Source organism: Arthrobacter sp. P1_B3, from assembly GCF_056406615.1.
The window spans coordinates 45,919-67,071 of record NZ_JBFTZV010000013.1; the positions used below are offsets into that span (position 1 = coordinate 45,919).

A 21,153-nucleotide genomic window follows, 5' to 3' on the forward strand; every position below is an offset into this window, starting at 1 on the left:
CCTCTTAGCTGTGACCTCTTATCAGTGACCTCTTATCAATGACGATACGAAAGGTTTGCCATGGAACTGACGCCCTCGGCGCACCAGGACACCTTCGCGCGTGACAATCTGCCGCCGGCAGAGCAGTGGCCCGCGCTGGAGTTCACCCTCCCGGAACTGCAGTACCCGCAACAGCTCAACGCCGCCGCCGCGCTGATTGACGACGCCGTCCGCAGCTTCGGTGCCGAGCGCCCGGCCCTGCTCACCCCGGACGGCAACGCCTGGAGTTACGGTGAGCTGCAGCGCCACGCCAACCAGGTGGCCCAGGTCCTGGTTGAGGATTTGGGGGTGGTCCCCGGGAACCGGGTGATGCTCCGCTCGCCGAACAACCCGTGGCTCGTCGCGGCCTGGCTTGGCGTGCTCAAGGCCGGCGCCGTGGTGGTCACGATCATGCCGGCACTGCGCGCCAACGAGATCCGGACCCTGCTGGAGCTGACCGCACCGGCCGCCGCCCTGTGCGACAGCCGGTTCCTGGACGACCTCGCCGAGGCAGCCGGAAACGACGTGCCGGTGCTGGCCATGGGGGGCAGCACCGGCACGGACCTCACCGCCCGCTGTGCTGCCAAGAGCGGCGAGTTCAGCGCCGTCCCGACCGCCGCGGACGACGTCGCCCTGCTCGGCCCGACGTCGGGCACCACCGGAACGCCGAAGATCACCATGCACTTCCACCGCGACATCCTCGCCAACGCTGACACTTTCGCCCGGCACATCCTTGCGCCGACGCCGGAGGACGTCTTCGCGGGGTCCCCGCCGCTGGCCTTCACCTTCGGGCTGGGCGGCCTGGTGGTCTTCCCGCTGCGCTTCGGGGCCGCCTCGCTGCTGACCGAACGAGCCACCCCGCTCGAACTGGCGCAGGCCGTGCACGCGGCCAAGGCCACCATCCTGTTCACCGCACCGACGGCCTACAAGGCGATCCTCAAGGAAGGCGCCGAGGGGCTGCTCGCCAGCCTCCGCACGGCAGTCTCAGCCGGTGAGCACCTGCCGGCCGAGACCTGGCGCGCGGTCCATGAACGCACCGGCCTGAAGCTGGTCAATGGCATCGGTGCCACCGAAATGCTGCACGTCTTCATCTCCGCGGCCGGGGAGGACATCCGCGCCGGCGCCACCGGCACGGCCGTCCCCGGCTACCGCGCCACGATTCTGGACGACGACGGTGGGGAACTCGGCCCGGACGCCGTCGGACGCCTCGCCGTGATCGGGCCCACCGGCTGCCGCTACCTCAACGATTCCCGCCAGCTGGACTACGTCGTCAATGGCTGGAACGTCACCGGCGACACCTTCCGCCGGGACGAGGACGGCTACTTCTACTACCAGGCCCGCTCCGACAACATGATCGTGTCCTCCGGCTACAACATCGGCGCCCCGGAGGTGGAAGCCGCGATTGACCAGCACCCGGACGTGATGGAAAACGCCGTCGTCGGCAGGCCCGACCCGGACCGGGGCAGCGTGGTCTGCGCCTTCATCGTGCTGCGCGATGGCGTCGAGGCCGATGACGCGAAGCGCAAGGAAATCCAGGACTTCGTCAAGCGGACCATCGCCCCGTACAAGTACCCGCGGCAGGTGAACTTCGTTGACGGACTGCCCCGCAACCCCAGCGGCAAACTCCAGCACTTCCGGCTGCGCGAGCAGCTGGCCGCTGACGCCGCCACCCCCGAACACCAGAACGCCTGAGAGGCACCACATGAAAATCGCAATCATCGGCGGCGGTCCGGGCGGACTGTACTTCGCCGCCCTCATGAAGCAGCTGGACCCGAACCACGAGGTCACCGTCTGGGAACGCAACGCCGCAAGCGACACGTTCGGCTTCGGCGTCGTCTTCAGCGACGAGACCCTCGGCGGAATCGGCAACGCGGACACCGTGATCGCCGAGTACATGTCCGAGCGCTTCGCCCGCTGGACCGACATCGACATCCACTTCAAGGGCGGTCAGCACACCGTCGGCGGGCAGGGCTTCGCCGCCATGAGCCGGAAAGAGCTGCTCGAGCTGCTGCAGCGCCGCTGCGCCGAACTCGACGTCGACCTGCGCTTCAGCACGCTGGCGCCCGACGTTGAGGAACTCAGCCGGGACTACGACCTGGTCCTCGCCGCGGACGGCCTGAACTCCGCCGTCCGTTCCCGCTTTGCAGAGGTGTTCCGGCCCAGCCTGGACGTCCGCAAGTCCAAGTACATGTGGCTGGGCACCGACCTCGTCTTTGAGGCGTTCAAGTTCTTCGTCAAGGACACCGAGCACGGCGTCATGCAGATCCACGGCTACCCGTACTCGGACGAGGGCAGCACCTTCATCGTCGAAATGCACGAGGACGTGTGGCGCAACGCCGGATTCGACGCCACCGAGCACCAGGTCTTCCGGCCCGGCGAAAGCGACGAGGCGGCCGTCGACGCGATCCGTGCCATCTTCGCCGAAGAGCTTGAGGGCCACGAAGTCCTGGTCAACAACTCCAAGTGGCTCAACTTCACCACGGTCCGCAACGAGTCCTGGCGGCACGGCAACATCGTGCTCCTCGGCGATGCCGCCCACACCGCGCACTTCTCCATCGGCTCCGGCACCAAACTGGCCATGGAGGACTCCCTCGCCCTGGCGGCCTGCCTGCACGAGCACGCCGAGCTTGAGGCCGCCCTGGCAGCCTACGAAACCGAGCGCCGGCCGGTGGTCGAATCCACCCAGCGGGCAGCCCAGGCCTCGCTGGAATGGTTCGAGAACATCGGAATGTACAAGGACCAGAACCCGGTGCAGTTCTGCTTCAACCTGCTCACCCGCAGCCGCCGGATCACCTACGACAACCTCAAGCTGCGCGATCCCGAGTTCGCGGCCCGCGTGGATGAGGAATTCGCCCGCACGCAGGGCATCGCGTCCAGTGCCCCTGCCATGTTCCAGCCGTACCGGATCGGCGGGCTGGAGCTGAAGAACCGGATCGTCGTCTCCCCGATGGACATGTACTCCGCCACCGACGGCGTCCCGGGCAACTTCCACCTGGTCCACCTCGGGGGCAAGGCCCTCGGCGGCGCCGGCCTGGTCATGACCGAGATGGTCTGCGTCTCCGAGACCGGCCGCATCACGCCGGGCTGCAGCGGCCTCTACAACGAGGCCCAGCAGGAGAGCTGGCGCACGATCGTCGAGTTCGTACACGAGCGCTCGACGGCGGCCATCGGCGTCCAGCTTGGCCATTCCGGCCGCAAAGGCTCCACCAAACTCATGTGGGAAGGCATCGACGAACCGCTTCCCGAGGGCGGCTGGGAGCCGGTGGGCCCCTCGGCTATCCCGTACGGCCCCGGCAGCCCGGCGCCGCGGGAAATCAGCCGCGCTGAAATGGACCGGGTCCGGGACGAGTTTGTCGCCGCCGCCGTCCGTGCGGCCGCCTCGGGCTTCGACCTGCTGGAGCTGCACTGCGCGCACGGCTACCTGCTCTCCTCGTTCCTCTCGCCGCTGGCCAACCGGCGCAGCGACGAATACGGCGGACCGCTGGAGAACCGGCTGCGCTACCCGCTGGAGGTATTCGACGCCGTCCGCGCCGCCTGGCCGGCGGACAAGCCGCTGACCGTGCGGCTTTCGGCGACGGACTGGGCCCCCGGCGGCAACGACGAGCACGACGCCGTCGCGATTGCCCGGGCGTTCGTGGAGCACGGCGCCGACGGCGTGGACGTCTCCTCCGGCCAGGTGGTCAAGGAGGAGAAACCAGCCTACGGCCGCAGCTACCAGACGCCGTTCGCGGACCGGATCCGGCAGGAAGTGGCGCACAAGGCAGGCGTCGCGGTGATCGCGGTGGGGGCGGTGTCCTCCTACGACGACGTCAACTCAATCCTGCTGGCAGGCCGCGCGGACCTCTGCGCCCTCGGCCGTACGCACCTGTTCGATCCGCAGTGGACCCTGCATGCGGCGATCGAGCAGGACTACCGGGGGCCCGGCGCCGCCTGGCCGCAGCAGTTCCGGGCCGGAAGCCGGAAGCCACCGGCGGCGCGCACCGACGCGGTCCGGCCCCGGCTGGCGCTCGTGCGGGAGCCGGAGGCCGCCGAACTGCCGACGCACCTGCGCTGGACGCCGGCCAAGGTGCCGGCGTCGGTCTAGCGCCGGTTGGAGGGCCGCTGCCCGGGCCCAATGCCCGGTGCCGCAAAGGCGCGGTGCCGGGCAGCGTCCGGACGGGTTAGTCCCGGCCGGAGGCCTCGCGGGCGGTGACCTTGGCCGTCAGCTCCGCCGGCCACGGGGTGGCGGCCGTGCCGCCCTGGGCCACATGGGCGGTGACGAAGGACCCGTGGGCGGCAAGGGCGCGGGGTTCGCCGCGGAACGGCTCGCCCCACACTTCAAAGCTGAACGTCATGGACGTGCGGCCGATTTTCTCCACCACTACGGTGGTGGTGACCTGCTGGCCGAAGTACAACTTCGCCCGGTAGTTGACCTCGTGGCGAACCCGCGGGGCCGTCGGGAAATACTCCGGCAGATCCAGGTCCCGGAACAACTTGGCCTCGCAGGCCTCAACAAAGCGGAGCACCGCCGAATTGTGCTGGTGCCCCGCGGCATCCGTATCCACCCATTCGATGGTCCGTTCCAGAGTCGCCGTCGTGGCCGTGCACGGAAGGGACTGGGTGGGGTTCATGGATGCCGCCTGGAAGTTCGAAGAGCAGTCAGCAGCAGTGCGGCACTCAACCAGTGCAGTACTCAACCGGTGCATTACTCAATGGAAGGTAAGTCCATGGTAGTAGCTTCACACATTTCCCCCGGCACCTTTGAAGCCTCCCGCGAGCCCGTCGAAGCGGCACGGGACACGGCCCGGGACACAGACGGGGCTCCGGCGCAGCAGGCAGCCGGGACGGTCGCCCAGCTGGTGGGCCGGACCCTGGCGGAGCTCGGCGTCGGGCATGTCTTCGGCGTCGTCGGCAGCGGCAACTTCGAGGTGACCAACGCCCTGCGCCTGGCCGGGGTGCCCTTCACCGCCGCCCGGCACGAGGGCGGCGCCGCCACAATGGCCGACGCCTACGCCCGGATGTCCGGCCGGGTGGGCGTCGTGAGCACACACCAGGGCTGCGGGCTGAGCAACGCCGTCACCGGGATCGGGGAAGCCGCCAAGAGCCGCACGCCGCTGATCGTGCTGACGGCCGACACCCAGGGATCCGCTGTCCGCTCCAACTTCAAGATCGACCAGGACGCCCTCGCCCGCAGCGTCGGAGCCGTGAGCGAGCGGATCCATTCCCCGGCCACCGCCGTCGCGGACACCCTCCGGGCCTTCCGCACCGCCCGGAACGAACGCCGCACCGTGGTGCTCAACCTGCCCCTCGACGTCCAGTCCGCCCCGGCGCCGGCAAGCGCACGGGCGGCAGCGCACCCGGCCGCCGTCGCCGAAGCCCAGCCGGTCCGCCCCGCCGCCCCCAGCGTCCGGCGCCTGGCACACCTGATCAACGCCGCGGAGCGCCCGGTCTTTGTGGCAGGCCGCGGGGCAAGGAATGCGCGGGAGGAACTGCTCAGCCTTGCCGCCCACGCCGGTGCCCTCGTGGCCACGTCCGCGGTGGCGAACGGGTTGTTCCACAACGAGGAGTTCGCCCTCGGGATCTCGGGCGGATTCTCCTCACCACTGAGCGCCGAGCTGATCCAGGGCGCCGACCTGATCGTCGGCTGGGGCTGCGCCCTGAACATGTGGACCATGCGGCACGGCCACCTGATCTCGGACGGGACCGCCGTGGCCCAGGTCGACGTCGAGGACTCCGCGCTTGGTGCCAACCGGCCCATCGGCCTGGGCGTGGTGGGGGATGCCGCGCTGACAGCGGCGGATGTCCTCACGGAGCTGCGGACGCTCCAGCCGGCCCCGGCGCAGCGGTACCGCACCGCGCGGAACGCGGCGGCCATCGCAGAACGCTCGCGCTGGAACGACGTCGAAACGCCGGACCTCTCCGGCGGCGGACGGATCGATCCGCGGGAGCTGAGCCGCGAACTGGACGCCATCCTGCCGGCGGAGCGGATCGTCTCGATCGACTCCGGCAACTTCATGGGCTATCCCAGCACCTATCTGAAGGTCCCGGACGAGTTCGGGTTCTGCTTCACGCAGGCCTTCCAGTCGATCGGTCTCGGGCTCTCCACCGCGATCGGGGCTGCGCTGGCCCGGCCGGACCGGCTGCCCGTGCTCGGTGCCGGGGACGGCGGCTTCCTGATGGGCATCAGCGAACTGGAGACCGCCGTCCGGCTGGAGCTGCCGCTCGTCTGCATCATCTACAACGATGCAGGCTACGGGGCGGAAGTCCACCACTTTGGCGCGGGAGCTGCGGACGGTAACGGTCCCGCCGTCGGCCCCGCCGTCGATCTGAGTACCGTGACCTTCCCGGACACGGACATCGCCGCGATCGCCCGGGGCTTCGGCGCGGACGCAGTGACGGTCCGCAGCGTGGCGGATCTCGAGGAGGTCCGCGCCTGGGTGCGCGAGAGGCCCGCCCGCCCGCTGGTCATCGATGCCAAGATCTCGTCCGACGGCGGCGCCTGGTGGCTCGCCGAGGCGTTCAAGGGCCACTGACGCCGGCCGGATAATACCTGACGATCGTTACGTAAACGATATATGCTGACTTGTTTACTGTCGGAATCAAAGCGTGACACAGTGGGCACAGCATGTGAGCCACCGCACAAATCCCCATGAAATCTCAACGAGAGGTAGATCCATGACGCAGTCAATGTCGACTGAGTTGCGCAACGAGGCCACGACCCGCTGGAAGGGCCACGCCGTCCTCATCCTGTGTTTCCTGGCCATCGTCTTTGATGGCTACGACCTGGTGGTCTACGGATCCACCGTCCCCACGATCCTGAAATTCCAGGAATGGGGCGTCACCCCCGCGCAGGCCGGCCTGATCGGCAGCCTCGCCCTGGTGGGCATGCTGGTCGGCACGCTCTCGGTCGGCATCCTGACAGACAAGCTGGGCCGCCGCCGCATCATGCTCGCCTGCATCGCGTGGTTCTCCATCTGCATGCTGCTCACGGCCTTCGCGCCGTCCGCCGAGGTGTTCGGCTTCCTGCGGTTCCTGACAGGCCTGGGCCTGGGGGGCATTGTGCCGACCTGCATTGCGCTGACGGTCGAATACGCCCGCAAGGAGCGCCGCCAGATCGCCAACGCGGTGATGTTCAGCGGGTACTCCGTGGGCGGCGTCGGCGCCTCGCTGCTTGCCATCAACCTCCTGCCGCACATCGACTTCCGCTGGATGTACGCCATCGGCGCCCTGCCTCTTCTCACCCTGCTCCCCGTCGCCTGGAAGGTCCTGCCCGAATCGGTGGCGTACCTGGCCCGCAAACAGCGCATCGAAGAAGCCAGGGCCACCGCGGACCGCTACGGCCTGGTCTACTCGGACATCGTCACCGCAGAGGACGTCAAGACCGGTGCCGAGGCGCCGAAGTCAGCCATGAAGACCCTGTTCACCCGCAAGTGGCTCCGCTCCACCGTCCTGTTTGCGCTCGCGAACTTCTGCGGGCTGCTGCTGGTCTACGGGCTGAACACCTGGCTTCCGCAGATCATGCGCCAGGCCGGCTTCCAGCTCGGGGATGCCCTGACGTTCCTGCTGGTCCTCAACGCCGGCGCGATAGTCGGCTCCATCAGCGCCTCCGTGCTGGCGGACAAGATCGGCATCCGCAAGGTGGTCACCGGCTCCTTCATCCTGGCCTTCGTGGCGATCCTCATGCTGAGCCTCCAGCTGCCGCTGGCGATGCTGCTCGTCATTGTCGCCTTCGCCGGCCTCGGCTCGGTGGGAACCCAGATCCTGGTGGGCGGCTACTGCGCCACCCACTACCCGCAGTCCCTGAGTGCCACCGCCCTGAGCTGGTCCCTGGGCATCGGACGCATCGGCGCCATCTGCGGGCCGCTGATCGGCGGGCTGATTGCCGGGATGGCCTTCGGCTGGCAGCTCAACTTCTACATGTTCGCAGCGTTCGCCGTGATCGGGGCCATTGTGGTGTTCTCGGTGCCGAAGCTAACCGAAAAGTAGTCCCTGTAGCAGCCCCTGCGAAGCAGTCACTGAGCGACACGCAGCCTGGATGCAGTCCGGGGGCGATAACTCTTCGATAAAGGCCCGTCCCGCAGCCGCGCGGGGCGGGCCTTGCTGTCTATCCTGAAATGGTTAGCTGCAGTTCGGGGGAAGCGGGCTACGCCCATTTGCCGTCCGCCGAGCAAGGATTTTCGTGGCATTCGCAGAGTACGACGTCATCATCCACCGTGACGCCCTGAGCGTGTACAACTTCCTCCTGGACCCGGTCCATCTGCCGCTGTGGCGGGAAGGGGTCAGGAGCGTGGAACTGCTCTCCGGCGCCGCCGGTGCCAAAGGTGCTGTGTACCGGCAGACGGTCGCAGGGCCCGGCGGACGTCCCGTGGCCGCGGACTTCGAAATCATCGCGGCCCGGACGGGCGCGGAGATCCAGTACCAGGTCCTCGTCGGCCCTGCCCGGCCGCACGGCGGCTACTACCTGAGCACGGAGGGTCCCAGTACCCGCGTCCGTTTCGCCCTGAACTACGAGCCCAAGGGATTCATGGTCCGGATGACCAGCCCGTTCCGCCGGCGGATGAAGGCCGAGGTGGGCCAGCTCGAACGGCTCAAGTCCCTCCTCGAAGATATGCCTGCCGCGGAATAGACGTCTGGGTGCAGACGCCCCGGGGATGTCACACTGGGCGGCTGCGTCCGTCCGTGCGGCCCGGCAGGGCGCCGTGCGGTATTTTTGAACCTGTGCTGATCTCTGACCGCGACATTCGAACCGAAATTGACTCCGAGCGGATTGTCCTCGAACCGTTCGACCCCGCCATGGTCCAGCCGTCCTCCGTGGACGTCAGGATCGACAAGTTCTTCCGGCTGTTCGATAACCACAAATACGCCCACATCGACCCGGCCGAAGAGCAGCCCGAGCTGACCCGCCTGGTGGAAGTGGAGTCCGGCGAGCCGTTTATCCTGCACCCGGGGGAGTTTGTCCTTGGCTCCACCTACGAGACCGTGACGCTGCCGGATGACATCGCGGCCCGCCTCGAGGGCAAGTCCTCCCTTGGCCGGCTCGGCCTGCTGACGCACTCGACGGCAGGCTTCATCGATCCCGGATTCTCCGGCCACGTCACGCTGGAACTGTCCAACATGGCCACGCTGCCCATCAAGCTGTGGCCGGGCATGAAGATCGGCCAGCTGTGCTTCTTCCGGCTGTCCTCCGCCGCGGAGCACCCCTACGGTTCGGGGGAATACGGCAACCGCTACCAGGGCCAGCGCGGTCCCACTGCCAGCCGCAGCCACCTGAATTTCCACCTCACCGACATCTAGCCCATTTCAGGCGCTGTAATCTGACGCCGACATCCAGCGCCGCGGCTCGTACCGGCGGCAGCATCACGCCGGGCCGGAGGTCCTGAACGCGGGTCCCCTCACCGGACGGCGCAGGACCCGGACCAGCGGCTCCACGAAGCGGGCGGCCAGCGGCCCCACGATCGCCATGATCAGGACGTAGGCGGTGGCGAGGGCTGCCAGATCCGAGGGCACCACGCCGGAGGCGACAGCCAGGCCGGCGATGACAATCGAGAACTCGCCTCGCGCGATCAGGGCGGCCCCCGCACGGTAACGGCCGGGAACGCCGATTCCGGCCCGTTTGGCGGCCCAGAACCCGGTGATCATCTTGGTGGCTGCCGTCACCACGGCCAGCAGCAGGGCCCAGCCAAGGACCGGCGGGATGGACCGGGGGTCTGTGTTGAGGCCAAAGACAACGAAGAAGATCGCCGCGAAGAGGTCACGGAGCGGTTCCAGGACACGGGTGGCGCTGTGGGCCGTGGCGCCGGAAATCGCGATACCGAGCATAAACGCTCCGACGGCCGCGGAAACCTGCATGGCGGCGGCGAGCCCCGCCACAAGAAGCGCCGCGCCCAGCAGGTTGAGCAGGAACACCTCGGAGTTCTCGCTGTGCACGGCCTTGGACACGTGGTGCCCGTGCCGCAGGGCCACCACCAGGACCAGGGTGACGACGGCCAGGGAGATGCCCACGGTCTGCAGGCCCATCAGCAAGCTGACGCCGGCCAGGGTGGCGGTCAGGACCGGCAGGTACACGGCCATGGCCAGGTCCTCGAAGACCAGGATGGACAGGACCACCGGGGTTTCCCGGTTGCCGATCCGGCCGAGATCGGTAATCACCTTGGCCGCGATCCCGGAGGAAGAAATGTAGGTGACGCCGCCCATCACCATCGCCCCCACGACGCCCCATCCCAGCATCACCGCGAGCCCTGCGCCGGGCAGGAAATTGAGCAGCAGATCGAGGATGCCGGCTTGCCAGGACCGCCGCAGCCCGGTGACGAGTTCGGTCGCCGTATATTCCAGTCCAAGCATAAGCAGGAGCAGGATCACGCCGATCTCGGCGGAAAGATGGGCGAACTCGTGCATGCCTTCGAGTTTGACGAGGCCGCCGGCCCCAAAGAACAGCCCGCCCACCAGATAGAGCGGGATGGGCGACATGCCGATCCGCCCGGCCAGTCTGGCCAGCAGGCCGAGACAGAAGACGACGGCCCCCAGCTCGATCAGGGTCAGGGCGAGCGGATCCATGCCGCTTATCCGTTGCGCAGGATGCCGGCCGCCGTGTCCAGGCCTTCTTGCGTTCCCACCGCAACGAGGAGGTCACCGGGGTGAAGGACGACGTCGGGTCCCGGGGAGGGCAGGACCTCGCCTTCGCGCATGATGGCCACGATCGAGACCCCGCTGCGGGTCCGGATGCACGCTTTGCCCATCGGCTGGTTCTGGAAGGGGGACTCGGCGCTGATCGAGAACTGGCGCGTGACGATGCCGGGAATTTCCCGGTGGGCTTCGGAGAGTTTCATTGCAAGGCGCTGGCCGCCCAGGAGGTTGCCCAGGGTGGCGGACTCGTCCGCGGTCAGCGGGACGGAGGCCTGGCAGGTGTCAGGATCGTCCCAGGTCGAGACGATGAGTTCTGTCTGGCCCTCCCGGTATTCGACCACGCCGATCCGGCGTCCGGAGGCAGTCATGAAGTCCTTGCGCCGGCCGAGGCCGGGGAGGTCCGTCTCATCCACGTTCATATGATCAGCCTAGTGCGCGAACCGGCTTTTCGGCCGCGTCACCCCTCGGGGACCACCGCGATTTCGGTCTGGTCGGGGGCCTTGACCGGGAGGAGCACGAGCAGGCCCGTGAGCAGCACCACCATGATGCCGAGGATGCCCCAGCGCTGGGCCTCGCCGGCTTCCACGAAGGGGGCGGCGACTGTGATGCACAGGGTGAATAGGGCGGGGGCGAGGAAACTCACGGCCCGGCCCGTGGTGGCGTAGAGGCCGAAGAGCTCGCCGGATTCGCCGTGCGGGGCGAGCCGGGCGAGGTAGGCGCGGGAGGACGACTGGGCCGGTCCCACGAAGAGGCACAGCAGCAGGCCGAAAATCCAGAATGTGGTGGTCCCGGCCCAGGCCATGCCAAAGAACTCGTAGCTCCCGTTGCCGAGGACCAGGATTGCCGTGCCCGCCACCAGCAGGCCGGCGAGGGACGCGATGATCACGGACTTCGGCCCGATCTTGTCATCCAGGAAGCCGCCGAGGATGGCGCCGATGGCCGCCACGACGTTTCCGAAGATCGCGAAGAAGATGACGTCCTTGAGTTCGAAGCCAAAGGTGCCGGCCGCGATGATCCCGCCAAAGGTGAAAACCGCGGCCAGCCCGTCCCGGAAGATGGCGCTCGCGAGGAGGAAGTAGATGGTGTGCGGGCTGGTCCGGTAGATCGCCTTGATACGCCGGACCAGCAGGCCGTAGGAGGCGAGGAACCCAATGCCCGCGCCCCGTTCGGAGCGTGGCAGCTCCGGCACCGCAAACAGCACCGGCAGGGCAAAGATGAAGAACCACAGGGCCGAGAACACTGCCACCAGCCGGATGTTCAGGCTGTCCGCGGTGGAGGCGCCAAACCAGTCGAAGCTGGGCTGGACAAAGAGCTGGAGCACAATCAGCAGCGCCACGATGCCGCCGAGATACCCCATTCCCCAGCCGAAGCCACTGACCTTGCCGATGTTGTGCGGGGTGGAGATCTGGGTGAGCATGGCGTTGTAGTTGACCCCCGCAAATTCGAAGAAGACGTTGCCAAGTGCTATCAGCGTGACGCCAAGGATCAGGAAGTCGGGCCGGGGAAAGACGAAGAAGCACAGCCCGGTCAGGAGCGCGACGGCGGCCGTGTTGACTCCCAGCCACAGCTTCCGCCGGCCCCCGGTGTCCGAGCGCTGCCCGGTGACCGGGGCCAGGAGGGCGACGGCAACACCGGCGGCCGCCAGCGCGGCGCCCAGGACCGCCGAGGCCTGGTCCTCCCCGCCGAATGCCTTGGAGGTCAGGTAGACGGTGAAAACAAACGTTGTCATGACGGCGTTGAAGGCAGCCGAACCCCAGTCCCACGCGGCCCACGCGAGGACCCGGCCCCTGTGCGAGACAGGGCTTCCCGATTCCAGTTCCGAGGGGCGCATTGCCTCTGGGGCGGCGGCAGTATTCATAGCCTGAATGGTAACTGCCCAGGGTCTCCTCCGCGGGGCAGCGTGCAGGGTCTCCGGCGGGTTTTGCCCGGCATTGGTAAGCTCCGGCGCCGCTTTGGCTTCGAATTGTTCAGCGGCCGGTGTCCCTGCCAAAAGAATTTGTACACGCTTGGTAAACTGTCGGCACCGAACCTAACAAATGACCCGCCTGCTCCAACTTGCTGACAATCGACTTTTCTGACGTTGCGGAGATACCAGTGATCACAGTCCTTGCCGTGCACTTTGCGGTGGCTGCTGTGGCCCCGCTGCTGTTCCGAAAGTTTGGCAGGAATTCGTTCTTCGCCCTGGCCGCGGTCCCCGCGGCCTCCTTTATCTGGCTGCTCCTGCAGCATGAGGCAGTGTATTCAGTTCCAGACGGGGCGATCACGGAAGTGGTGCCCTGGATTCCCGGGCTGCAGCTCGATCTCGCGTTCCGGATGGACGCCCTGGCCTGGGTCATGTCCCTGCTGGTGCTGGGAGTGGGTGCGCTGGTGCTGGTCTATTGCGCCCGCTACTTCGAGAACAAGGACGAGTACCTCGGCGGTTTCGGGGCCCAGCTCCTGGCCTTCGCAGGTGCGATGTTCGGCCTCGTTACCGCCGATGACCTCCTGCTGATGTTCATCTTCTGGGAACTGACCACGGTGCTGTCCTACCTGCTGATCGGCTACGCCCGCACCCGGCTCTCCGCTCGGCGCTCGGCGCTGCAGGCGCTGGTGGTGACCACCGCCGGCGGGCTGGCCATGCTTGTGGGGCTCATCATCCTCGGTTCGACGGCCGGAACCTACCGGATCCAGGCCATCGTGGACGAGGCACCCGCCCTTGTCGCCGGCCCCGCGGGCGGGGCCGTGAGCGCCGCCGTCGTCCTCATCCTGATCGGTGCGATCACCAAATCCGCCCTGGTGCCGTTCCACTTCTGGCTCCCCGGCGCGATGGCCGCCCCCACACCCGTCAGCGCGTACCTGCACGCCGCGGCCATGGTGAAGGCCGGGATCTACCTGGTTGCCCGGATGGCCCCCGGATTCGCGGAAACCGCGCCCTGGCTGCCGATCGTCCTCGGCCTGGGCCTGGCCACCATGCTGGTGGGCGGCTACCGGGCCCTGCGGCAGACCGACATCAAGCTCATCCTCGCCTACGGCACCGTGAGCCAGCTGGGCTTCATGATCATGGTGGTGGGCCTGGGCACCCCCGAGGCGGCGCTCGCCGGGCTAGCCCTGCTCCTGGCGCACGGGCTGTTCAAGGCCACGCTCTTCCTGGTGGTGGGAATCATCGACCACCAGGCCGGGACCCGGGACATCCGCGAGCTCTCCGGCGTCTACGGCTCGGCCCGGGCACTGGCGATCGTCGCGGCGATCGGCGCGGCCTCGATGGCGGGCGTACCCCCGCTGGCCGGCTTCGTCGCCAAGGAATCGGTGTACGAGGCCTTCATCCAATACAGCTCGGAGTCCGGGACCGGGCCCTGGCTGCTGGGAGGTGTGGTCCTGGGCTCCGTCCTGACCTTCGCCTACAGCGCCCGGTTCATGTGGGGCGCCTTCGCTGTCAAGCCCGGCGTGGAGCCCACGTCCTTCAAACCGATCAAACCCGCCTTCCTGGCCGCGCCTGCGATCCTGAGCCTCCTCACGGTCCTTTACGGACTATGGCCCGCCCCCGTGGACGGCTGGATCCAGCCCTATGCGGAGCTGTTTGTGGACGGCTCCACGTCCTCGCCCGGGCACCTGGCGCTGTGGCACGGCATCACCCCGGCCCTGGGGCTGACCGCGGTGACGTTCGTCCTGGGCCTGGCCATGTTCTACGGCCGCAACGCCGTGGCCCGGCTGCAGGCACTGGTGCCGGGCTGGATCGACAGCGATCGCGCCTACCAGCACACGATCGGCGCCCTGGACGACGCCGCGGTCTGGATCACCGGCCGCACCCAGCGAGGCTCGCTGTTCTTCTACCTCTCCGTCATCCTGACCGTGGCGTTCGTCCTGCCGCTGACGGCGCTGTTGATGGCCAACAAGCCGCTGCCGGAGGGTCTGTATTTCATCGATCCCGGTGCGCCGCTGCAGTTGGTGGCCGGCGCCGGGATCGTGATCGGGGCGCTGGCCGCGGTGCGCGCCAACAAACGGTTCCTGGCCGTCCTGATGGTGTCCGTCACCGGCTACGGGATTGCCCTGATGTTCGCGCTGCAGGGGGCCCCGGACCTTGCCCTGACCCAGATGCTGGTCGAAACCATCATCCTGGTGGCGTTCGTGCTGGCCATGCGGAGCCTTCCGCCGGGGCTGCGGGACCGCACCGGCGGCAGATACCGGGTCATCCGCGTGGTGATCGGCCTGGCCTTCGGCGTCACCATGATCTTCGTGGCCATCTACGCCCTCGGCGCCCGGGTGGCAGCGCCGGTCTCCCTGCAGTTCCCGCAACTGGCCTATGAAGGCGGCGGCGGCCTCAACGTCGTCAACGTGACCCTGGTGGACATCCGGGCCTGGGACACCTTTGGCGAGATCTCCGTCCTTGCCCTGGCCGCCACCGGCGTGGCCAGCCTTATTTTCGTCCGGGGCCGCGGCGACCGCCTCCAGACGTCCGCGTCGGTCGAGGAAGGGACCGTGGGCCGGCGGACCGGAGCCAGGGGCAGCACCAGGGATGATGCCGCCCTGGCGATGAACCGGCGGTTTGCTGCCGCGACGCGCGACGCCTGGCTGGTGGCCGGCCGGACCCTGGCGCCTGAACGCCGCTCGATCATCTTCGAGGTGGTCACCCGCCTCATCTTCCACTCGATCATCGTGTTCTCCCTCTATCTGCTCCTCGCCGGCCACAACCTGCCCGGTGGTGGCTTCGCCGGTGGCCTCACCGCCGGCCTCGCCCTGACCATCCGCTACCTGGCGGGCGGCCGTTTCGAACTCCGCGAAGCCACGCCCGTCGGCGCCGGCACCCTGCTGGGGATAGGCCTGGCCACGGCGGCGGCCGCCGGAATGACGCCGCTGCTGCTGGGCGGCCAGGTGTTCCAGAGCGCCATCGTGGAGCTGTGGCTGCCGGTCTTCGGTGACATCAAGTTCGTCACCTCGACCATCTTCGACATCGGTGTGTACATCGTGGTGGTCGGGCTGGTCCTGGACGTGCTGCGCAGCCTCGGTGCGGAAATCGACGAGCACTTCGAAGAGCCCGCCGAGCCCTCCGAAGACGAGGACAGCGGCGGAGTCCCCGCCGGGGCCCCCGTCGAGGCCGACGACGCCGAAACCACCTCCAGGGGGAGAACATGAGCGTCAACCTGACCCTGCTGACGGTCATGGGCGCCCTCTACGCCTGCGGCATCTACCTGATCCTCGAACGCAGCCTCACCCGGGTCCTGCTGGGCCTCATGCTGCTGGCCAACGCCACCAACCTGCTGATCCTCGCCACCGGCGGCTACGCCGGGCTGGCGCCGATCTTCGACAAGGACACCCCGGCGGGGGACTACAACGACCCCCTGCCGCAGGCCCTGATCCTGACTTCGATCGTGATCTCCTTCGCCGTCACGGCGTTTATGCTGGGCATCATCTACCGCACCTGGGTCCTGGCCCGCCAGGATGAAATCCAGGACGACGCCGAGGACCGCCGCGTCGCAGAAACGCCCAGCTTCGATGCCGAGGACGACTCCGTGATCCCGGCCGAGACGTCAGAGTTCCCGCTGGCCATGGTCGGCTCCGACGGCGCCGGAACCATAGACAAGGCCACAGCCTCCGCTCCCGCTCCCGGCACAGGGAACGGCACGGCCGCGGTCATGTCCGGTGACCGCCCCGTGCGGGCCGACAAGGCCGCCTCTGAAGAGCAGCCCGGTTCCCTGAACGTTGACCCCAGCCCGGAAGGAGGCGAAGAGTGAACATCACCAGCTTTGCCCCGCTCGCCGTCGTACTCCCCATCCTGGGCGCCGCCCTGACGTTCCTGCTCATCCATCACACCCGGGCCCAGCGCGCGATCAGCATCGCCGTCCTGACCCTGACCCTGCTGCTGGAGTGCTGGCTGCTGGCCTCCGTCTGGGAAGGCGGGACGGCCGCGGTGGACATCGGCGGCTGGCTGCCGCCCTGGGGCATCGTGCTGGTGGTGGACCAGTTCTCCTCGCTCATGCTCGTGGTGTCCTCGACCGTGAGCCTTGCGGTGCTGATCTACGCAACGGGACAGGGCATGGCCGACGGCGACCGCGACGCGCCGGTCTCGATCTTCCACCCGACCTACCTGATCCTCGTGGCCGGGGTGTCGAACGCCTTCCTCTCCGGAGACCTCTTCAACCTCTACGTCGGCTTTGAGATTCTGCTGACGGCCAGCTACGTGCTCATCACCCTCGGCGGCACGGGCCCGCGCATCCGGGCCGGCGTGACCTACGTGGTGGTTTCCGTCGTGTCCTCGGTACTGTTCCTGATCGCGATCGCCATGGTCTACGGCGCCACCGGAACCATCAATATGGCGGATCTCGCCATCAAGCTCGGGGACCTCGACCAAGGCACCCGGACGCTGCTGCACGTCATGCTGCTGGTGGCCTTCGGCATCAAGGCCGCCGTCTTCCCGCTGTCCTTCTGGCTCCCCGACTCCTACCCCACTGCACCGGCCCCCGTCACCGCGGTGTTTGCCGGGCTGCTGACCAAGGTGGGCGTGTATGCGATGGTCCGCACGGAGACGCTGCTTTTCCCGGGGGATGCGCTCAACGCCCCGCTCATGGTCGCGGCGCTGCTGACCATGGTGGTGGGTATCCTCGGCGCCCTGGCCCAAAGCGACATCAAGAGGCTCTTGTCCTTCACGCTGGTCAGCCACATTGGCTACATGGTGTTCGGCCTGGCCATGTCCACGGTGGCCGGCCTGGGCGCCGCGGTGTTCTACGTGGCCCACCACATCACCATCCAGACCAGCCTGTTCCTGGTGACCGGCCTGATTGAACGCCGCGGCGGCAGCTCATCCATGGACCGCGTGGCCGGGCTGGCCAAGCTCTCCCCGGTCTTGGGGGTCCTGTTCTTCATTCCCGCCATGAACCTGGCCGGAATCCCGCCGTTCTCGGGTTTCCTGGGCAAGCTGGGGCTGCTACAGGCAGGCGTCGAACTGGGCACACCGCTGGCCTACGCCCTGGTGATCGGTGGCGTGCTGACGAGCCTGCTGACCCTGCTGGCTATCGCGAGGGTCTGGAACCGGGCGTTCTGGCGCAAGCCCGAGGACGCTGAGCACCCCGATCCGGTGCTCCTGGCGGCACCGGCCGACTCCGCCACCGGGGACCGGGCCGGGAGGACGAACGTGACCCTGCTGCCCCGCACCATGGTGGGCTCCACCCTGGGCCTGGTGGTCTTTGGCGTGGCCCTGACCGTCTTCGCCGGGCCGCTGTTCAGGGTGGCCGACCAGTCCGCCGAGGAGATGCTGGACAGGTCCTCCTATATCCAGGCCGTGCTTGGCGAGGACGCGCCGGTGCCGCCGGTGCCTCCGGCGGCCCAGCCCGGGCAGGGCGAGTTGCAGGGTGGCGGCAAATGAACCGGAAAAGGATCTCGCTGCGCCAGGAACTGCCGCTGCTGGTGTGGCTCGTTTTTGTCTGGGGCGCGCTGTGGCAGAACTTCAGCCCGGGCAATCTCCTCTTCGGGGCCCTCATCGCCGTGCTTGTGGCGCGCATCTTCTATCTGCCCCCCGTGGAGCTCGGCGGCCGCTTCAACGTGCTCCGCGCCGTGCCCTTCGCCCTCATCTTCCTCGGAAAGGTCGTCGCGGCAAGCTTCCAGGTCCTGTACCTCGCCGTGGTCCGCGGCCCCAACGTGGTCAGCGCCATTGTCGCCGTGCCGCTCCGGAGCCATTCCGACCTCCTGGTCACTGCCACCGGGCATGTGATCTCGCTGATTCCGGGATCCCTCGTGGTGGAGGTGGACAGGTCAACGTCCACGCTCTACATCCACGGCATCAACGTCCGCAATGCCGAGGACGCGGCCAAGCTGCGCAAGGAGGTCCGGGACACCGAGGCCGGGCTGATCAGGATCATGGGGACCAAAGACGAACTGTCCGCCCTCACACAGGAGATCGCCGCATGATGCAGACCGTCCTGACGGTGACCGCCGTCGTACTTTCCCTGGCCGCCGCGGGGGCGATCGTCCGGATCGGGCGGGGCCCCTCGCTGCTGGACCGGGTTCTCGCCGCCGACGTGCTGCTCGCCATTTTCGGGGCGGCCCTGTGCATCGACATGGCCGTCAACCGGCACCTCAACAACCTGATGCTGCTCGTTGCGATTTCCCTCATCGGGTTCGTCGGCTCGGTCACTGTGGCCCGGTTCGTGGCTGAGAGAAGGGAGAGCGTCCGTGAATCCTGAAACAGTGATCGATGCCGTCTCCGCCGTGTTCATGGTGACCGGTGCGCTCATGTCACTCGGCGCCGCGATCGGGCTGTTGCGGTTCCCGGACCTCATGAGCAGGATGCACGCCGCCACCAAGCCGCAGGTCCTCGGCCTGTTCCTGCTGTTGGCGGCGCTTGGCCTGCAGATGCGCAGCTGGTGGGTGTGGCCCGTCCTGGTGGTGGCCTGGCTCTTCCAGCTGCTCACCGTCCCCGTGTCGGCCCACATGGTGGGCCGGGCCGGCTACCGGACCAAGCACCTGCATCCGGAGCTGCTGAGCTCCGACGAGCTCGAGGCCGTAGTTCAACAGGCAGCGGGCCAGCAGGCGGCCAAACACGGAGTGGACGACGACGACGAAGCCGGCCGCTGAGCCCGTTCGGTGACCGGCGCGGCAGCCCGGCACATCGACCGACGCTTCGACCGGCGCCGCCGCTAGTCGAGTCCGGTCAGACGATGTCCTGGGTCTTGGCGAAGCGGGTGATCGCGCGCTGGGTGCCGCGGTTGGCGAGCACCTGGATGATGGCGCTGACCGATGCGGAGATCAGGGCGAACGTCAGGGCCGAGCGCAGCGTGGTGGGGACGTCGTCGTCGTGGCCCTTGGGCGGCTTGTTGCCCGTGGACTTTTCCCAGATGGTGTCCACCAGCTTGGTGCCGGCAAAGCCGGCCAGGAGGCTGATGCCGGTGCCGAGCAGCTTGATGATGATGTTCATTCTTCGGTCTCCTTGGGACGGGAACAGGGTCTCTCCCTAGCCTAGCGTTCCGGTGTGAGGACCATCCGCAGGGCCTCGACCACGAGTTCGTGGTCCGCCTTCTGGGGCAGGCCGGAGACGGTGACGACGGCGACGGCGCCCGTGCCGCGCACGTAAATGGGGAACGCCCCGCCGTGGGCGGCGAACTCCGTCTGGTCCCACCAGGCGTTGTCCTCGATCATTCCGCCGGCAGCGCGGGCCCGGAGGCCCACCAGCAGGGACGGGACCTCGTACCGCATGGCGGTCCGCTTCTTGGCGTTGATCCAGCGCTCATTGTCCGGCGTGGCACCGTCCAGCGCTGCGTGGAAGAGCACCTGCTCGCCCTTGGTGATGTCGACCGCGATGGGCAGCGAGCGTTGCCTGCCCAGCTCGACAAGGAGGAGCCCGAGGTCCAGGGCGTCGTCCTTGCTGAACGACGCGAACTGGAGCGCGTCCATCTCGGCCAGTACCCGGCCGATGAGCACCGCCAGGGATCCCTGCGGCTGCGGCTCCCTCGAGTCAGGGTCGTATTCCCCGGAGGGATCTTGTGTGGCTGGTGTCTGCGTCAAAATAATCCAGCTTTCCGGTGGGTGACGAGGCCGCCCGCTGGCGGGTCCGGGTGTCCGACACGTCGACTCTACCAAGCGGGGCGTTCCCGGCCGCGGAGACCTGCTTTGCCCCGTCCCGGATTGTGACGGCACACCACTGAAAACCCGGCCCTCCGGGTGTAAACTGAGCCAGCCCACAAGGGCGAAACAATTTACGACAGGGGAGCGCCGCCGTCGGGCATCACCGGAAAAATCCGGGGAAACCTTAGGTGGGCGCTGAGAGTGCGGGCAGCCGCAGACCCTCGAACCTGATCCGGTTAGTACCGGCGCAAGGGAGTCGAGTTCTCAGGGTGCGCGGAGGGCGGCGGAAGCCGAAGCCGGCCGGAGCACCCTCCCCTCCTGTTCCTCAGGAGGACGACATGACAGATATTTCAGCACAGCATGGTTCCGCCAGCCCATCATCGGCCCGGCGCAACTACACCTGGCGTGTGGTGGACATTGTGGTGGCCGCGTTGATCGCCGTTGCCGGCGGCGTCATCTTCTGGGCCTGGTCCCAGGGCGCGAACCTCATTTCGGTCCCGGTCAACGCGCTCTACCCGCCGCTCAGCGGACTCTACGCCGGCGGCTGGATGATCCCGGCGGTGCTGGGCATGCTCATCATCCGCAAGCCGGGCGCAGCGCTCTTCTGCGAAACCGTCGCGGCCACGGGCGAGCTCATCATGGGCTCGCAGTACGGCACCACGGTGCTGATCTCCGGCATCCTGCAGGGCCTCGGCGCGGAACTGGTCTTCGCGGCCTTCCTCTATAAGAAGTTCAACCTGCCGGTGTCCCTGCTCGCCGGAGCCAGCGCGGGCCTGTTCTGCGGCCTCAACGATTCCTTCCTGCCGTGGGGCTGGAACATCGCCTACGCAGCCGGGGACAAGCTCGCCTACATCGCCTTCACCACAATCTCCGGCGCAGTGATTGCCGGCGGACTGTCCTGGCTCGCCACCCGCGGCCTGGCCAAGACCGGAGTGCTGGGCTCCTTTGCCTCCCGCAAGGCCGCCACGGAGCCTGTTTTCTCCTGATCGCTTCTCCAGAACC

19 protein-coding genes and 1 riboswitch are annotated in these 21,153 nt (G+C 67.7%); of the genes, 13 read left to right on the plus strand and 6 right to left on the minus strand.

Features of this window, described 5'->3' with window-relative positions; translation table 11 throughout:
* The first annotated feature begins 60 nt into the window (after positions 1-60).
* Together AC1D2F_RS14470 and AC1D2F_RS14475 are read left to right on the plus strand one after the other, a co-directional pair.
* Positions 61-1,710, plus strand: coding sequence for an AMP-binding protein (locus AC1D2F_RS14470; RefSeq protein WP_229993101.1), 1,650 nt, complete (start codon positions 61-63; stop codon positions 1,708-1,710).
* A gap of 10 nt (positions 1,711-1,720) precedes the next feature.
* Positions 1,721-4,102 (plus strand): bifunctional salicylyl-CoA 5-hydroxylase/oxidoreductase, encoded by a 2,382-nt coding sequence (locus tag AC1D2F_RS14475; protein WP_229993102.1) that lies wholly within the window; start codon positions 1,721-1,723, stop codon positions 4,100-4,102.
* Between the two features lie 76 nt (positions 4,103-4,178).
* Here AC1D2F_RS14475 and AC1D2F_RS14480 read toward each other — a convergent pair whose 3' ends face one another.
* Positions 4,179-4,628, minus strand: coding sequence for an acyl-CoA thioesterase (locus tag AC1D2F_RS14480; RefSeq protein WP_229993103.1), 450 nt, complete (start codon positions 4,626-4,628; stop codon positions 4,179-4,181).
* A 96-nt stretch (positions 4,629-4,724) separates the two neighbouring features.
* Between AC1D2F_RS14480 and AC1D2F_RS14485 the strand changes: the two genes are divergently transcribed.
* The 4 genes from AC1D2F_RS14485 (at position 4,725) to dcd (ending at position 9,291) form a co-directional block, all read left to right on the plus strand.
* The gene (locus AC1D2F_RS14485; RefSeq protein WP_229993104.1) at positions 4,725-6,530 is read left to right on the plus strand and encodes a thiamine pyrophosphate-binding protein; all 1,806 of its coding nucleotides are present in this window, start codon (positions 4,725-4,727) and stop codon (positions 6,528-6,530) included.
* A 142-nt stretch (positions 6,531-6,672) separates the two neighbouring features.
* On the plus strand, positions 6,673-7,983 hold the full coding sequence (locus AC1D2F_RS14490; RefSeq protein WP_229993105.1) for an MFS transporter: 1,311 nt from the start codon (positions 6,673-6,675) through the stop codon (positions 7,981-7,983).
* A 193-nt stretch (positions 7,984-8,176) separates the two neighbouring features.
* Positions 8,177-8,623 carry an SRPBCC family protein gene (locus AC1D2F_RS14495; protein WP_229993106.1) on the plus strand — a complete coding sequence of 149 codons (447 nt, stop codon included), beginning with the start codon at positions 8,177-8,179 and terminating at the stop codon, positions 8,621-8,623.
* A 92-nt stretch (positions 8,624-8,715) separates the two neighbouring features.
* A complete protein-coding gene (dcd, locus tag AC1D2F_RS14500; protein ID WP_090579904.1) occupies positions 8,716-9,291 on the plus strand; it encodes a dCTP deaminase in 576 nt (191 codons plus the stop codon).
* A gap of 63 nt (positions 9,292-9,354) precedes the next feature.
* On the opposite strand, the gene AC1D2F_RS14505 is transcribed toward dcd, so the two are convergent.
* The 3 genes from AC1D2F_RS14505 to AC1D2F_RS14515 are packed head-to-tail and all read right to left on the minus strand — an operon-like array spanning position 9,355 to position 12,478.
* Entirely contained in the window at positions 9,355-10,551 is a 1,197-nt protein-coding gene (locus tag AC1D2F_RS14505) for a cation:proton antiporter (RefSeq protein ID WP_229993107.1), read from the minus strand.
* Positions 10,552-10,556: 5 nt separating this feature from the next.
* The gene (locus tag AC1D2F_RS14510) at positions 10,557-11,039 is read right to left on the minus strand and encodes a cation:proton antiporter regulatory subunit (RefSeq protein WP_229993108.1); all 483 of its coding nucleotides are present in this window, start codon (positions 11,037-11,039) and stop codon (positions 10,557-10,559) included.
* A gap of 38 nt (positions 11,040-11,077) precedes the next feature.
* Positions 11,078-12,478, minus strand: a complete 1,401-nt coding sequence (locus tag AC1D2F_RS14515) for an MFS transporter (protein WP_229993109.1) — start codon at positions 12,476-12,478, stop codon at positions 11,078-11,080.
* Between the two features lie 236 nt (positions 12,479-12,714).
* Between AC1D2F_RS14515 and AC1D2F_RS14520 the strand changes: the two genes are divergently transcribed.
* From AC1D2F_RS14520 to mnhG, 6 genes are read left to right on the plus strand one after another with little or no spacing between them, the layout of a single operon-like run.
* A complete protein-coding gene (locus AC1D2F_RS14520) occupies positions 12,715-15,729 on the plus strand; it encodes a Na+/H+ antiporter subunit A (protein WP_229993110.1) in 3,015 nt (1,004 codons plus the stop codon).
* Positions 15,726-16,328 carry a Na(+)/H(+) antiporter subunit C gene (locus AC1D2F_RS14525; protein ID WP_229993111.1) on the plus strand — a complete coding sequence of 201 codons (603 nt, stop codon included), beginning with the start codon at positions 15,726-15,728 and terminating at the stop codon, positions 16,326-16,328. The genes AC1D2F_RS14520 and AC1D2F_RS14525 overlap by 4 nt, the downstream gene beginning before the upstream one ends.
* Positions 16,325-17,956, plus strand: a complete 1,632-nt coding sequence (locus tag AC1D2F_RS14530) for a Na+/H+ antiporter subunit D (RefSeq protein ID WP_476967012.1) — start codon at positions 16,325-16,327, stop codon at positions 17,954-17,956. Before AC1D2F_RS14525 ends, AC1D2F_RS14530 begins: the two co-directional genes overlap by 4 nt.
* Complete coding sequence (locus tag AC1D2F_RS14535) at positions 17,953-18,498, plus strand: Na+/H+ antiporter subunit E (protein WP_229993113.1); 546 nt, start codon at positions 17,953-17,955, stop codon at positions 18,496-18,498. Before AC1D2F_RS14530 ends, AC1D2F_RS14535 begins: the two co-directional genes overlap by 4 nt.
* Positions 18,495-18,773: an MrpF/PhaF family protein gene (locus AC1D2F_RS14540; RefSeq protein WP_090579929.1), complete on the plus strand. Its 279-nt coding sequence runs from the start codon at positions 18,495-18,497 to the stop codon at positions 18,771-18,773. The genes AC1D2F_RS14535 and AC1D2F_RS14540 overlap by 4 nt, the downstream gene beginning before the upstream one ends.
* A complete protein-coding gene (gene mnhG / locus AC1D2F_RS14545; RefSeq protein ID WP_290369343.1) occupies positions 18,763-19,164 on the plus strand; it encodes a monovalent cation/H(+) antiporter subunit G in 402 nt (133 codons plus the stop codon). Before AC1D2F_RS14540 ends, mnhG begins: the two co-directional genes overlap by 11 nt.
* Before the next feature lie 76 nt (positions 19,165-19,240).
* Here mnhG and AC1D2F_RS14550 read toward each other — a convergent pair whose 3' ends face one another.
* Positions 19,241-19,504, minus strand: coding sequence for a DUF4235 domain-containing protein (locus AC1D2F_RS14550; RefSeq protein ID WP_229993114.1), 264 nt, complete (start codon positions 19,502-19,504; stop codon positions 19,241-19,243).
* Between the two features lie 41 nt (positions 19,505-19,545).
* A complete protein-coding gene (locus AC1D2F_RS14555) occupies positions 19,546-20,091 on the minus strand; it encodes a heme-degrading domain-containing protein (RefSeq protein WP_229993115.1) in 546 nt (181 codons plus the stop codon).
* Positions 20,092-20,279: 188 nt separating this feature from the next.
* A riboswitch (TPP riboswitch) is annotated at positions 20,280-20,423 on the plus strand.
* Positions 20,424-20,489: 66 nt separating this feature from the next.
* On the opposite strand from AC1D2F_RS14555, the gene AC1D2F_RS14560 reads away from it, so the two are divergent.
* Positions 20,490-21,137 carry an ECF transporter S component gene (locus AC1D2F_RS14560; protein WP_229993116.1) on the plus strand — a complete coding sequence of 216 codons (648 nt, stop codon included), beginning with the start codon at positions 20,490-20,492 and terminating at the stop codon, positions 21,135-21,137.
* Positions 21,138-21,153 lie beyond the last annotated feature (16 nt).